Origin of the sequence: Altererythrobacter sp. H2 (assembly GCF_035319885.1) — a bacterium.
In the GTDB taxonomy this organism is placed as follows: Bacteria; Pseudomonadota; Alphaproteobacteria; order Sphingomonadales; family Sphingomonadaceae; genus 34-65-8.
Genome location: NZ_CP141285.1, coordinates 1166469 through 1180551, shown reverse-complemented (window position 1 = coordinate 1180551; position 14083 = coordinate 1166469). Strand labels below are relative to the sequence as shown.

Annotated in this window: 14 protein-coding genes; 10 read left to right on the top strand and 4 right to left on the bottom strand. The window is 66.5% G+C overall.

Going from position 1 to position 14083, the window contains the following annotated elements; all coding sequences use genetic code 11:
- Positions 1-53 precede the first annotated feature (53 nt).
- The 4 genes from egtD to U4960_RS05945 all read right to left on the bottom strand — a co-directional run bounded on the left by egtD (position 54) and on the right by U4960_RS05945 (position 6816).
- Positions 54-1052 carry an L-histidine N(alpha)-methyltransferase gene (gene egtD, locus U4960_RS05960; RefSeq protein WP_324262653.1) on the bottom strand — a complete coding sequence of 333 codons (999 nt, stop codon included), beginning with the start codon at positions 1050-1052 and terminating at the stop codon, positions 54-56.
- A complete protein-coding gene (egtB, locus tag U4960_RS05955) occupies positions 1049-2278 on the bottom strand; it encodes an ergothioneine biosynthesis protein EgtB (RefSeq protein ID WP_416379114.1) in 1230 nt (409 codons plus the stop codon). Before egtB ends, egtD begins: the two co-directional genes overlap by 4 nt.
- An 87-nt stretch (positions 2279-2365) precedes the next feature.
- Complete coding sequence (locus U4960_RS05950) at positions 2366-3736, bottom strand: class II 3-deoxy-7-phosphoheptulonate synthase (protein ID WP_324262651.1); 1371 nt, start codon at positions 3734-3736, stop codon at positions 2366-2368.
- Positions 3737-3876: 140 nt separating this feature from the next.
- Positions 3877-6816, bottom strand: a complete 2940-nt coding sequence (locus U4960_RS05945) for a M16 family metallopeptidase (protein WP_324262650.1) — start codon at positions 6814-6816, stop codon at positions 3877-3879.
- Between the two features lie 110 nt (positions 6817-6926).
- Between U4960_RS05945 and U4960_RS05940 the strand changes: the two genes are divergently transcribed.
- From U4960_RS05940 to U4960_RS05895, 10 genes are all read left to right on the top strand, one after another.
- Positions 6927-7505, top strand: a complete 579-nt coding sequence (locus tag U4960_RS05940) for a NifU family protein (RefSeq protein WP_324262649.1) — start codon at positions 6927-6929, stop codon at positions 7503-7505.
- On the top strand, positions 7502-8110 hold the full coding sequence (locus U4960_RS05935; protein WP_324262648.1) for a malonic semialdehyde reductase: 609 nt from the start codon (positions 7502-7504) through the stop codon (positions 8108-8110). The genes U4960_RS05940 and U4960_RS05935 overlap by 4 nt, the downstream gene beginning before the upstream one ends.
- A gap of 43 nt (positions 8111-8153) precedes the next feature.
- On the top strand, positions 8154-8777 hold the full coding sequence (gene tsaB / locus U4960_RS05930; RefSeq protein ID WP_416379113.1) for a tRNA (adenosine(37)-N6)-threonylcarbamoyltransferase complex dimerization subunit type 1 TsaB: 624 nt from the start codon (positions 8154-8156) through the stop codon (positions 8775-8777).
- A complete protein-coding gene (locus tag U4960_RS05925) occupies positions 8774-9232 on the top strand; it encodes a GNAT family N-acetyltransferase (RefSeq protein ID WP_324262646.1) in 459 nt (152 codons plus the stop codon). Before tsaB ends, U4960_RS05925 begins: the two co-directional genes overlap by 4 nt.
- Before the next feature lie 151 nt (positions 9233-9383).
- Entirely contained in the window at positions 9384-9824 is a 441-nt protein-coding gene (locus U4960_RS05920; protein WP_324262645.1) for a MucR family transcriptional regulator, read from the top strand.
- A gap of 77 nt (positions 9825-9901) precedes the next feature.
- Positions 9902-10339 (top strand): Fur family transcriptional regulator, encoded by a 438-nt coding sequence (locus U4960_RS05915; protein WP_324262644.1) that lies wholly within the window; start codon positions 9902-9904, stop codon positions 10337-10339.
- Positions 10336-11088, top strand: a complete 753-nt coding sequence (locus U4960_RS05910; protein WP_324262643.1) for a lysophospholipid acyltransferase family protein — start codon at positions 10336-10338, stop codon at positions 11086-11088. The genes U4960_RS05915 and U4960_RS05910 overlap by 4 nt, the downstream gene beginning before the upstream one ends.
- Before the next feature lie 46 nt (positions 11089-11134).
- Positions 11135-12478 carry a tRNA (N6-isopentenyl adenosine(37)-C2)-methylthiotransferase MiaB gene (gene miaB / locus U4960_RS05905; protein ID WP_324262642.1) on the top strand — a complete coding sequence of 448 codons (1344 nt, stop codon included), beginning with the start codon at positions 11135-11137 and terminating at the stop codon, positions 12476-12478.
- A 167-nt stretch (positions 12479-12645) separates the two neighbouring features.
- On the top strand, positions 12646-13674 hold the full coding sequence (locus U4960_RS05900) for a PhoH family protein (protein WP_324262641.1): 1029 nt from the start codon (positions 12646-12648) through the stop codon (positions 13672-13674).
- Between the two features lie 58 nt (positions 13675-13732).
- On the top strand, positions 13733-14047 hold the full coding sequence (locus U4960_RS05895; RefSeq protein ID WP_324262640.1) for an antibiotic biosynthesis monooxygenase family protein: 315 nt from the start codon (positions 13733-13735) through the stop codon (positions 14045-14047).
- The last annotated feature ends 36 nt before the right edge of the window (positions 14048-14083 follow it).

Genomic DNA, 14083 nt, shown 5'->3' with positions numbered 1-14083 from the left:
ATATAGGAAGGGGAACGCCCGCCTTCCATGCCCTATCTGCCGCGGCACCGAACCTAGGGTGCGCGGCGCGGGCGGGTCGCTTCGGCCAGCACCACGGCGAACTGCCCGGCACCGTCGGTCCACCGGTCCAGCGGCGTCCATCCCCCGGAAAGCAGCAGGGTGGCAAGACTGCGGCGGGTGAACTTGTGGCTGTTCTCGGTATGGATACTCTCGCCCTCGGCCAGCACGAACGGCTCGCCATCAACCTCGAACGTGATGGTGCGGCTTGCCACCAGATGCATTTCGATCCGGGCCAGTTTCTCGTCCCAGCGGGCTTCGTGGCGCAGGGCATCGAGCGGGATCGTGCCATCAAGCTCGCGGTTGATCCGCTCCGCCAGGTTGAGATTGAACGCGGCCGTGACTCCGGCGGCATCATCATAGGCGGCGAGCAGGACTTCAGTATCCTTGACCAGATCGAACCCGATCAGCAACTGCGAGCCTTCGCCCAGCGTCGCGCGCATTTCGCGCAGCAGATCGACCGCAGTGAAGGGAACCATGTTGCCAATGGTCGAGCCGGGGAAGAACCCCAGCTTGGGCGCGGCCTCGACCTCAGGCGGCAAGGCAACGCGGCGCATGAAATCGGCCTCGACCGGATAGACCGGCAGACCGGGAAACTTGGCCGCCAGTTCGGCCGCCGATTCGCGCAGGAAATCGCCCGAGATGTCGAGCGGGACATAGGCCGCAGGGGCAATCGCCTGGAGCAGCAGCGGGGTCTTGACCGAACTGCCGCTGCCGAATTCGACCACTGCCCGGCCCGGCCCGACCAGTGCGGCGAAATCCGCGCCCTGCGCCTGCAGAATCTCGGTTTCGGCCCGCGTCGGATAATACTCTGGAAGCCGTGTGATATCCTCGAACAGTTGCGAGCCGCGCTCGTCATAGAACCAGCGCGCCGGGATCGCCTTCGGCTCCTGTCGCAGCCCTTCCAGCACATCGGCGCGGAAGGCGCGGTCAACGCCCTGTTCGTCGAGATCGACCAGGGCCAGACCGCGTTGGGGGGCTCGGCGCGCGCTCATGTCATATCCTTTGCCAGTCGCACGCCGGTGAATTGCCAGCGCTGGTCGGGGTAGAAGAAATTGCGGTAGCTGGCGCGCGAATGCCCGCGCACCGTGGCGCAGCTCGCCCCGCGCAGCACCACCTGCCCGCTCATGAACTTGCCATTGTATTCGCCCACCGCACCCGCCGCCGGGCGGAAGCCGGGATAGGGGAGGTAGGCTGAGCGGGTGAACTGCCAGCCATCGCCGAACAGGCTCTCGCTGCCGACCGGCGCCACCGGGCCTGCCTCGTCCATCTGGTTGCCTGAGGCGGGATCGTGCGCCTGTGCCATGGCCTCCCACTCGAACTCGGTCGGCAACCGGAAACCGGCCCAGGTGGCAAAGGCATCGGCCTCGTAATAGGAAACGTGGGTGACCGGGGCGTGGGGATCACGCGGCTGCCAGCCAGACAAAGTGAAATGCTCGCCCTCGCGCCAGTAAAGCGGCGCCGCAATCCGCTCCGCCTGCACCCAGCCCCAGCCATCAGCCAGCCACAGGCGCGCGTCGGCATAACCGCCCGCCGCGATAAATGCGTCCCACTCGCCGTTGGTCACCAGCCGGTCAGCCAGTGCGAACGGCTCCAGCAAGGCGCGATGGCGCGGCCCTTCGTTGTCGAACGCAAAGCCGGGCCCGTTGTGGCCGATCTCGACGATCCCGCCGGGGTGGGTGTGCCACGCTAAAGTCCCTCTCCCCTTGAGGGAGGGGGGTTGGGGAGAGGAGTAAACGTAAGGCGCCCCCAGCGGGTTCTGGAACAGCGCGTGCTTGATATCGGTCAGCAGCAGTTCCTGGTGCTGTTCTTCGTGGGCCATGCCCAGCGCGATCAGGCCGGAGAGCCGCTCCTCGCGCAGGAGTGGTTCCATGGCCTCGTCGACATGCTGCCGCCAGCGGACAATCTCCACCACCGTCGGGCGCGACAGCATCCCGCGCCGGGGCCGCGCCAGCCGCGCACCTTCAGCCTCGTAATAGGAATTGAACAGGAACGGCCAGCGCTCGTCATAGAGGCGATAGCCGGGCGCATGGTCACGCAGCAGGAAGGTTTCCCAGAACCAGGTTGTATGCGCGATGTGCCACTTGGCGGGGGAGGCATCGTCCATCGACTGGATCGTGGCATCCGCTTCCGACAGCGGCGCAACCAGCGCAAGGCTGCGCGCCCGCGTGTCGCGAAAGCGCGCGGCCAGGGCCTGCTGACCGAGGCCAGGTGCTGCCATGTTCATCGCCAATCCCCTGCATTGCCGCTCAGCTGGAATGATGACCCAACGCCAGACGGCTGCAAAGGTTCATGCGGCAGCGCGTGTCTAGGCAGCGGCGCGGGTTTCCTTCGCCTCGAGATTGAGCATCTCGGCGATGAGGAAGGCCAGTTCCAGCGATTGCGCCGCGTTGAGGCGCGGATCGCAATGGGTGTGATAGCGGTCACCCAATGCCTCGTCGGTAATCGCCACCGCGCCGCCGACGCATTCGGTCACGTCCTGCCCGGTCATTTCGACATGAATGCCGCCCGCATGGGTGCCTTCCGCGCGGTGGACCGCGAAGAACCCGCGCACTTCGGCCAGGATGCGGTCGAACGGGCGGGTCTTGTAGCCGCTGTCCGCCTTGATCACGTTGCCGTGCATCGGGTCGCAGCTCCACACCACCGGGTGCCCTTCGCGCTTGACCGCGCGCACCAGCGCCGGAAGCCCGGCCTCGACCTTGTCGTGCCCGAACCGGCTGATCAGCGTGATCCGCCCGGCTTCACGGCCCGGGTTGAGCGTGTCGAGCAGGCGGAGCAGCGCATCAGGCTCAAGGCTCGGCCCGCACTTCATGCCCAGCGGGTTGCCGATCCCGCGGCAGAACTCGATATGCGCGCTGCCGGGAAAGCGGGTGCGGTCGCCAATCCAGACCATGTGCGCGCTGGTATCGTACCAGTCACCGGTCAGCGAATCGCGCCGGGTCATGGCCTGCTCGTAAGGCAGCAGCAGGGCCTCGTGGCTGGTGTAGAAGCTGGTGCCCTGCAGTTGCGGCACAGTGCGCGGATCGACCCCGCAGGCTTCCATGAAGTCGAGCGCTTCGGAAATGCGGTTGCTGATCTCGCCGAACTTGTCCGCCCACGGGCTGCGGCCCATGAAATCGAGCGTCCACTGGTGGACCTGGCGCAGGTTGGCATAGCCGCCCCCGGCAAAGGCGCGCAGCAGGTTGAGCGTCGCCGCCGCCTGGCTGTAGGCGCGGACCATGCGCTGCGGATCGTTGCGGCGGATGTCCGGATCGAATTCGATCCCGTTGACGTTGTCGCCGAAGTAGCTCGGCAGGGTCACCCCGTCTTGCGTTTCGGTGTCGGAGCTGCGCGGCTTGGCGAACTGGCCGGCCATGCGCCCCACCTTCACCACCGGCAGCTTGCCGGCAAAGGTCATCACCACCGCCATCTGCAGGATCACCCGGAAGGTGTCGCGGATGTTGTTGGGATGGAATTCGGCGAAGCTTTCGGCGCAGTCCCCGCCCTGGAGCAGGAAGGCCTTGCCGCTGGCCACATCGGCCAGATCGGCCTTGAGTGCGCGCGCCTCGCCCGCGAACACCAGCGGCGGATAGTTCGCCAGCACGCCTTCGACTTCGGCCAGGGCAGCGGCATCTTCGTACACCGGCAGGTGCCGTGCTTCGTGTGCCTTCCAGCTGTCAGGAGTCCAGTCGCGAGCCATTGTCTGTCTTCACTTCATCATTGCGTCAGGCGCGGCAATGCACCGACCATCCCTCAAGCGCATGGGCGGCGCATTCGCAAGCGCAATAAATCTGCACCGGGCCAAGGCTGCCCTTGGCGGCGCCAGCCAGACTGCCGCTGTCAGCGGCCGCTGACAGCCTCGGCGCGGGCCGCATTGTCCTGTGCCAGGGCCTGCCCTTCGGGGATCACGGCCAGCCGCCAGCCGCGCCGGTCACCGAAGTATTTGGCCGCCAGCGCCTGCATCGCTTCAGGCGAGGTCTGGGTATAGTCCGACAACAGCGACCGCAGCAGCTGGACCCGCTGCGGATCATGGGTCGCGCCGCCCAGCTGGTACATCCAGAACTGGTTGCCGGTCGAAGCGCGCTGGACCAGCTGGCGCAGCGGCTCGGTCACGCGGGCCAGTTCGTCGGGCTCGGCCGGGCTGGTGGCGAGGTCGCGGGCGATCCGTTCCGCCACTTCGAAGAACACCGGCACGTCTTCCGGTTTGAGCTGGCTGATCGCGGTCAGCCTGCCACCGGAAGCCAGATCGACCGGCCAGCTTGACGAAATCTGCGGCGCATAGCTGGCACCGGCCCGTTCGCGCATGGCATCGATCAGGCGGTTGTTGAACAGGTCCATCAGGATTTCGAGCTGGCGCGATTCAGGCAGCCCCGCCGCCCCCGCCCCGCCCGGCCAGGCGATCACGGCGGCCGCCTGGTTGGCATCGCCGCGATGGGTCAGGATGACGGGGGCTGCGCGGGCTTCCGGGAAATCGGTCGAGCGGTTGATGACTGCGGCCGGCAGGGGCTGGCGTGGTGCCAGCGCGCCGAACGTGCGCCGCAATGCCTCGACCGCGCGGTCACGGTCAAACTCGCCGAAGATGGCCACTTCCACCGGGCCTTGCTCCAGCAGCGGCTCCCATGCCTGGCGGAAGCCTTCCGGCGTCGCCCCGCTCAGCGCCGCCTTGTCGGGCGTGGCGAAGCGCGGATCGCGGTCACGCACCAGATATTCCAGGTCACGGCCAAGCACACCGCCGGGGCTGGCGGCATAGCTTTCATAGGCCAGCTCCGCCCCCGCCCGTGCGCGCAGCACGGGATTGGCATCCCAGCGCGGCATTCCGAGCTTGGCCGCAAACAGGTAGAGCTGGTCCGCCAGGTCCGCGTCGCGGGTCTGGGCGGAGAAGGTGAACACCCCGTCCTCGATGGCGAAATCGAACCCGAGCTTGCGCCCGGTGGCGATCCGGTCAAGCTCGTCCTGCCCCAGCTCGCCCAGGCCCGAGCCGACCAGCGCCATCTTGCCGAGCGCGGCATAGACGGCGTTCTGCTCGGTGAAGCCGCGATAGCCTGCGCCGAACCGCACCCGCACCGCCACCCGGCCCGGCTCGGCATCGTTGGCCCAGAGCATGGCCTTCACACCATTGCCGAATTCGACCTGTTCGATCCCGAGCACGCCAAGCGGCCCGATCCCGGTAATCGTGCCGGGCTCACCCACCGGCGGCAGGTCGGCAAAGGAAATGGTCTGCGCCGCCAGCCGCGCCGAGGCGTCGGCCGCAACCGGTGCAGCCAGCGCCGCGCGCACGCTGTCACGGTCAGCCTCGCCAATCGAGGGGGTGACATAGACCGCCCGCATGACTGAGCCGCTGAACAGCTGGCGGGTGTGCTTCAGCACGTTTTCCGGCGTATATTTCGCGCGCATTCCGCGGAACACGGTGAGCACCGTTTCCGGCGCCGCCACCGTCTCGCGAATGTCGACCGCGTTGACGATATCGTCGGCCAGCTTGCCCCCGGCCATGACCGCGCGCTGTTCCACCGAGCTGGCGAAGGCGACGTCGAACTCGGCCAGTTCGCGGTCGATCTCCTCCTGGGTTGGCGGTGCGGCCGTCGCATCGGCAATCACCCCGCGCACGTCGGCCAGCGCGGCCTGCCAGTCAGCGGTCAGCGGAGCGAAGGACACGAAGGTCGCGTCGGCAGAGCGACTGACGTCCTCCTGCGCGACCTGGGCATAGAGGTAGGACCCCCCGGCCCGGGCACGCGATTCAAGCCGCCGGTTGATCACCGCCTGGGCCACGGCATCGAGCAGCAACCCTTCGTTATAGACGATCGTGTCCTGCACCTGGCGCCAGGGGCGCAGGATCGCATAGCTGTAGGTGCGGGGCAGGTCGGGTTCGACCAGCACGCCCGTTTCCCCCACCGGGGTTGCCCCCGTGGCGCCCGGCGGCGGCACCGGATCGCCGAAATCAGGGGCAGGCGCGCCCTTGCCCTTGCCCTTCCAGTCCCCGAACCAGCGCTCGATCAAGGCGGCGAACTGCTGCGGGTCAAAGTCGCCTGCAACTACGATCACGGTGTTCTCGGGCCGGTACCAGTGGGCATGGAACGCGGCCACCGCATCGGCGCTGGCCCCGGTCAGGGTGGCCTCGGTTCCGATTGGCAGGCGGTTGGCTAGCCTCTGCCCGGCAAACAGCACTTCGCGCGAACCTTCGGCCACGCGCTGCGCGGCCCCGCCGCGCTCGCGCATTTCCGCCAGCACGATCGGCACTTCGGCGGCGAGGTTGGCCTCGTTCAGCACCGGCTCGCGCACCATGCCCGAAAGCAGGCGGAAACTTTCGGCAAGCGAGCCCGGCGTCGCACCCGGCAGGTCGAGCTTGTAGACCGTATGGGTCGGGCTGGTTTCGGCATTGGTGTCACTGCCGAAGGTCGCGCCGAGGCGCTGCCAGGTGGGGATCGCCATGGCCGGGCCGAGATACTTGCTTTCACGGAACAGCAGGTGCTCGAGCAGGTGGGCATAGCCGCGCTCGCTCTCTTCCTCGTGCAGCGAGCCGGCATCGACGCGGATGCGGATCGAGACCTGCCCTGGCGGCACCCCGTTGCGGCGCACGGCATAGCGCAGGCCATTGTCCATTTCCCCGAACAGCCATTCGGGATCGCGCGGCACATCGCTGCCTTCGTAGATCCACGGGGTTTCGCTTCCGGTCTGCAGTGCGCGCGGCGGGGGCAGGTTCTCCTGCGCGACCGCTACCGGCGTGACCAGAGCAAGCGGAACCAGGCAGGCGAGGTGCCGCAGGGCACGGAAAAACACTGTCATCGGCCAACTATAGGGTCGGGCGGGATGAAGGGATAGTGAATAGCTTGCCTTCCGGGCGGCTAACCAAACCGCGCTTGTGGCGGATGGCTGCAATCCCTACATCGCAGGGCATGTTCATAGAAACCGAAACCACCCCGAACCCCGCCAGCCTCAAGTTCCTGCCCGGCCAGCAGGTCATGGTCAGCGGCACCCGCGAATTCGCCAGCCCGGAAGCCGCCGAAGCCAGCCCGCTGGCGCAGGCGATTTTCGACACGGGCGAAGTGGTCAACGTGTTCTTCGGCAGCAATTTCATCTCGGTTACCGCCGCGCCGGGTGCGGACTGGTCCTCGCTCAAGCCGCAGGTGGTGGCGATCCTGCTCGACCATTTCGTTTCGGAAGCGCCGCTGTTCGCCGGTGGCACCGCAGCAGGCATCTCTGTTCCCGCCGAAGACGACCTGGTGGTCGAACAAAGCGCCGACGATGCAGACATCATCGCCCAGATCAACGAGCTGCTCGAAAGCCGCGTCCGCCCGGCCGTGGCCGGTGACGGCGGCGACATCCAGTTTCGGGGCTTCAGCGACGGGGTGGTCTATCTGACCATGCAGGGCGCCTGCTCGGGCTGCCCTTCCTCCACCGCCACGCTCAAGCACGGCATCGAGGGCCTGCTCAAGCACTATGTCCCCGAAGTGACCGAAGTGCGCGCGGCATGAGCCGCCAGTTCCACGACCACAGGCTGGACAGCGAGGCGCTGGCCCAGCTGTTTACCGAAGCGCGCAGCTACAACGGCTGGCTCGACCAGCCGGTGACAGACGAACAGCTTCACGCCATCTGGGACCTGGTCAAGATGGGGCCGACTTCGGCCAATATGCAGCCAGCGCGGATCGTGTGGGTCAAGTCACCCGAGGCGAAGGCAAAGCTGGTCGACTGTGTTTCGGAAGGCAACAAGGCCAAGGTTGCTGCTGCCCCGGTCACCGCACTGATCGCTTACGATATCGACTTTCACGAGGAACTTCCCTCGCTGTTCCCGCACACCGACGCAAAGAGCTGGTTCGCGGGCGACGAGGCTGGCCGCAAGGAAGGCGCCTTCCGCAATTCCTCGCTTCAGGGCGCCTACCTGATGCTCGCCGCACGGGCACTTGGGCTGGATACCGGGCCGATGTCGGGCTTCGATGGCGCAGCGGTCGAGGCAGCCTTCTTTGCCGACCATCCCCGCCACAAGATCAACTTCATCTGTTCGATCGGCTATGGCGACCCGGCCTCGATCTTCGAACGCAGCCCGCGCCCGGATTTCGGCCGGTTCACCCGTATCGCCTGACAGGCTTGCAAGACCGGCAGGTGACGTGGCAACCAGCCGCATGATGCGGACCCTTGCGATCGATTGCGCCACCGAGGCCTGCTCCGTCGCCCTGTTCGAGGGTGAGCGGCTGCTCGCACATGACCATCGCCTGCTCGGCCGGGGCCATGCCGAACACCTGGTGCCGATGATCGCTGCCCTCCCCGATCGCGGGCGGGCGGCCCGCATTCTTGTCTCGCGCGGGCCGGGCAGCTTCACCGGCGTAAGGATCGGGCTGGCAACCGCCCGCGCCCTGGCCCTGGCCTGGCAGGCCAAGGCTCTGGCCTATCCCACGCTTGCCCTGGTTGCGGCCCTGGCCCGCGCCGACCACCCCGATGCGCCTGTGAGCGTGGCGATGAGCGGCGGACACGGCGAATGGTTCGTCTGCGATTTCGGGGAAGACGGGCTGCCCGAAGGGCCGGTCATCTCGCTGGCTCCGGCGCAGGCCGCTGGCCGGGCGCGCCACCCGCTCGTCGCCGGAACGCAGGCCGCATCTCTGGTGGCCCTGCGCGGCCAGGGCACAGCGCTGGACCTGCTGCCGGACGCCCGCCTTGCGCTGCAAGTCCCGCCGGCGCTCCAGTCGGACGATCTCTCCCCCGATTATGGCCGCGCACCCGATGCGCGCCCTGCGAAAGCCTTGCCTGCATGATGGACGACGTCGACCGGATCATGGCGGTGATGCAGGCCGCTTTCGATCCGCGCTGGGGGGAAGCATGGTCGCGCCGCCAGGTCGAGGATTCGCTGGCGCTGCCTTCGACCCATTACGTGGTCCTGTCCGCCGATGGCACTCCGCTGGCCGAGGGAGAGCCTGCCGCAGGGTTTGCCCTGTCGCGGCACCTGGCGGGGGAGGCGGAACTGCTGTTGCTCGGGGTCGATCCGGCATGGCGTGGCCGCGGCATTGCCCGGGCCCTGCTGTCCATTGTCTTTGCCGAGGCGCGCAACCGCGGTGCTGAACAACTCTTTCTTGAAATGCGCCACAATAATCCGGCCGAGAGACTCTATCGTGCCATCGGTTTCGAGCCAGTCGGCCGTAGACCGGCCTATTACAAGCTGGCTGACGGAACGCGTCTCGATGCCGTTACTTTTGCATTGCGACTGACCTGACGATCTACATCAGGCGGGTTACTTTCAAGTAATTATGAGAGGTAACCCTGACTTGCAATATTTCTGCAATGCGCGCATGGCCGACGTGCTCAAGTGGCCAGCAAAGAAGCTGCAGCAGCCTACCATCGATCGCAAACGCAAGGAATTCTCCATGAACCAGATGGAACATGACATCGCGGAAACGCTGATTACACTCACGTCAGACATCGTTGCTGCACATGTCAGCAACAACAATGTTGCAGTTGACGAAGTCCCGACTCTCATCACCAATGTCTACACGGCCCTGGCCGGACTTGGCGGAGAGCCGGTCAAGGTCGAGGAACGCCCCGAGCCGGCGGTTTCGATCCGCGCTTCGGTCAAGCCGGACTATCTGGTGTGCCTGGAAGACGGCAAGAAGCTGAAAATGCTCAAGCGTTACCTGCGCACCAACTTCGACATGAGCCCGGAAGAGTATCGCGCGCGGTGGAACCTGCCCGCCGACTACCCGATGGTTGCGCCCAACTATGCCGAAAAGCGCCGCGAGCTGGCAGTGAAGATCGGCCTCGGCCGGACACCGGGCCAAAAGCGGGGCCGCCGGAAAAAGACTGTCTGATTTACCCGGTCACGGGTTGAGCAAAGCGTCCCGGGTCATTAGGTATCCGGGACGCTTTTCTTTTGTCGGGGTGTATCTTGCAGCAACGGATCGATCTCGAACAGCTGTGCGCCGACCGCGGCCTGCGGATCACCGAACAGCGCCGGGTGATCGCGCGCGTCCTGTCCGAAAGCGACGACCACCCCGATGTGGAGCTGCTGCACCAGCGCGCTTCGGCGATCGACTCCAAGATCTCGATCGCCACGGTCTATCGCACAGTGCGCCTGTTCGAGGAGGCGGGCATCCTTGACCGGCACGATTTCGGTGATGGCCGCGCCCGCTATGAGGCCGCGCCCGAAGCCCATCATGACCACCTGATCGATGTCGAAACCGGTGACGTGCTCGAATTCGTCGATCCGGAGCTGGAAGCGCTGCAGAAGCTGATCGCCGAGAAGCTCGGCTACCGGCTGGTCGACCACCGGATGGAACTCTACGGCGTCAAGCTTGGCCGGCCGGGAGACAAGAACCCCGGATGAGCAGCGCGCAGGCCCTCGCCCCGCCGCGCATCCGGCCGCTGGGTTGGGGCCTGATTTTTTTCCGCCTGCTGCTCATGGCCCTGCTGCTGGTGCTGTGCACCCCCTTCCATTTCCTCTGGCGTGCGGTCGGTGCGGGCCGCTGGTGGCCGCGCGTCTTCCTCGCCAGCATCGGCGCGGTGGCGGGGCTGTTCATCCGGATCGAGGGCAAGCCCGTGCGCGGCGCGCTGCTGCTGGCCAACCACGTCTCGTGGCTCGACATACCGGCGCTCGCGCACGCCAGCGGCACCGCTTTCGTCGCGCATGACGGGCTCAGCGCCTTCCCCCTTCTCAAATGGCTGTGCGAGATGAACGAAACGGTCTTCATCGCCCGTCACCGGCGCGGCAGCGTGGCGGACCAGGTGGCGCAGGTTCGGGCGGCGATGGACATGTCGGGCTGCCTGACCCTGTTCCCGGAAGGCACCACCAGCGATGGCACCGGGCTGCTGCCGTTCAAGAGCTCGCTGCTGAGCGCACTCGAATCCCGGCCCGAGGGCGCGGCAGTCCAGCCGGTGCTGCTGGCCTACGAGGACGCTGCCCGGATTGCCTGGGTGGGCGAGGAGCCGGGGCTGGACAACTTCAAGCGCATCCTGGCCCGCCTGCGCCCCATCCGGCTGACGATCCGGTTCCTTCCGCCGCTTTCCGGCGACGAACTGACCAACCGCAAGACGGTGGCGGCCGCAGCCCAGCAGGCGATTGCCCGGGCGATGTAGGCTCCGGCTTTTAAACAGCGGGAATTTCCTCTAGGCGGCGCTCGCCATGAAATCCTCCGCCCCTCCGCAGACCTACCGGGTCAAAAGCTTCGGCTGCCAGATGAACGTCTACGACGGCGAACGCATGGCCGAGCTGCTCGCCCAGCGCGGCATCACGCCTGCGCCCGAGGGCGAGGAAGCGGACCTGGTGGTGCTCAACACCTGCCACATCCGCGAGAAAGCGGCGGAGAAGGTCTATTCCGATATCGGCCGGCTGGTGAAGGCGGGGCGCGAGGCGGGCAAGGAACCTCTGATCGCAGTCGCCGGCTGCGTCGCCCAGGCCGAGGGCGAGGAAATCATGGCCCGCGCTCCGGCGGTCAGCATGGTGGTCGGCCCGCAAGCCTATCACCGCCTCCCGGAAATGCTGGACCGGGCGGTCAAAGGTGAACGCAGCACCGACACGGACATGCCGCCGATCGCCAAGTTCGATTCCCTGCCCGCCCGCCGCAAGAGCGCCCCTTCGGCTTTCCTGACGGTGCAGGAAGGGTGCGATAAGTTCTGCACTTACTGCGTGGTGCCCTATACCCGCGGGGCGGAAATATCCCGCCCGTTCAGGGATCTCGTGGCCGAAGCGGACAAGCTGGTAGCGGCCGGGGCGCGCGAGATCACCCTGCTCGGCCAGAACGTCAACGCCTGGAGCGGGGAGGACGACAAGGGCCGCACTGTCGGGCTCGGCGGCCTGATCCGGCGGCTCGCGGGCATCGATGGGCTTGCCCGGATCCGCTACACCACCAGCCACCCGGCCGACATGAACGAAGACCTGATCGCCGCGCACGGCGAGGTCGACAAGCTCATGCCTTACCTCCACCTGCCGGTGCAGAGCGGCAATGACCGGGTGCTGAAGGCGATGAACCGCAGCCACACCGCCGAGAGCTACCTCAGGCTGCTGGACCGGTTCCGGGCCGCCCGGCCAGACATTGCGCTCAGCGGCGATTTCATCGTCGGCTTTCCGGGCGAAACCGATGCCGAGTTCGCAGATACGCTGAAACTGGTCGATGCGGTGGGCTATGCCCAGGCCTACAGCTTCAAGTACTCGCCCCGCCCCGGCACCCCCGCCGCGACCATGGACGGCCAGATCGCGCCGCAAGTGATGGACGAGCGGCTCCAGCGCCTGCAGGCCGCGCTCAACCGCGATCAGCACGCCTTCAATCAGGCCAGTGTTGGCAAGCGTTGCGCGGTGCTGGTGGAGCGGACCGGGAAGCTTCCCGGGCAATGGCTGGGCAAGTCGCCCTGGCTGCAATCGGTCTGGTTCGAAGGTGACGCGGCGCTGGGCGATCTGGTCGAAGTCGAACTGGTCGAAGCTGGGCCCAATTCGCTGGCCGGGCGATTGCTGGCGTCCGTGCCAGCCTGAGCGCCGAAACGGCTTCCGGTCCCCGCTTTGTGCCACCTGCCGGAACAAACTGCCCGGTGCGCGGTATTTGCGTGACACCGGGGTTACTTTCCCCAGCCTCGCCCCGGCCCCCCGCTTGCGCCTGCCTGCCATCGGCGTAAGCTTCGAATCGCAAACCAAGGAGCTGCATGGGCCGTAGACCAACCCGCGCCGGACATCCGGCGATCTCGCCTTCCCCTGTCGTGCAGCGCGAGGCGCGCCGCGCCCGGGCGGAGCTGGCATTCGACAACCAGAGCCTGCTGGTGCCCCTGTTCGGCCAGTTCGACGCCAACCTGGTGCAGGTGGAAAACCGGCTCGGCGTGTTCATTTCCGCGCGCGGCGACCGGGTGCTGATCGAAGGCCCGGAAGACAGCGTGGCCCGCGCCCGCGATACCCTGCAATCGATGTATGACCGGCTGGCTCTGGGGCAGGAACTGGACGCAGGCGCAATCGAGGCGCTGATCGTGATGTCGAACGAACCGGCGCTCGACGGCATCCTGTCGGAGGAAAACGGCGGCCCGCCGATCATGATCCGGACCCGCCGCAAGACCATCGTGCCGCGCAGCGCCACTCAGGCGACCTACATGCGCAGTCTGGCGCGTGACGACATTATCTTCGCGCTCGGCCCGGCGGGCACCGGCAAGACCTACCTCGCCGTGGCGCAGGCGGTGGCGCAGCTGATCAACGGCAGCGTCCAGCGCCTGATCCTCAGCCGCCCGGCGGTGGAGGCAGGCGAAAAGCTCGGCTTCCTGCCCGGCGACATGAAGGACAAGGTCGATCCCTATCTCCGCCCGCTCTACGACGCGCTCTATGACACCATGCCACCCGAGCAGGTCGAGCGGCGGCTGGCCAGCGGCGAGATCGAGATCGCCCCGATCGCCTTCATGCGCGGGCGCACCCTGGCGGACAGCTTCATCATCCTGGACGAGGCGCAGAACACCACCCGCGAACAGATGAAGATGTTCCTCACCCGGTTCGGCCAGAACAGCCGGATGGTGGTGTGCGGCGACCCGCGCCAGGTCGATATCCCCGGCGGCGACCGGATGAGCGGCCTGGCCGATGCGGTCGAGAAGCTGGAAGGCGTCGAAGGCTTCGGCACGATCCGCTTCACTGCCGCCGACGTGGTCCGCCACCCGATCGTGGGCCGGATCGTGGAGGCGTACGAGGGGCCGGGTTAGCACCGCAGCCGGCTGCTATCGATTGCTTTCAGACAGGCCAGCGACCACGGAAATTCAGATGACGATCACCAGGATTTTCCGGGTTCGAATACACCCTGAGCTGCGGGAGGAATTCGAACGGAAGTTCGCGTCTGTCTCGATAGCTGCAGTGGCGGACAAGGAGGGGGCAGGTGATGTTCAGATCCTCCGGCCGTCGCGCTGGGCGAGCGACGAATATGCGATGATCTCCCAATGGGAAGACGAAGCCTCGCTCGCGGCGTTCGCCGGAGAGAACTGGAATACCGCAGTGATTCCACCCGGCATGGACAAATATGTGATCGCCTGCGGGGTCCACCACTACTCGTCATGGACGGGGGAAGAATCTGGAGAATGACGATGGAGTTGAACCCACCTTTTCCCCTGACGTACC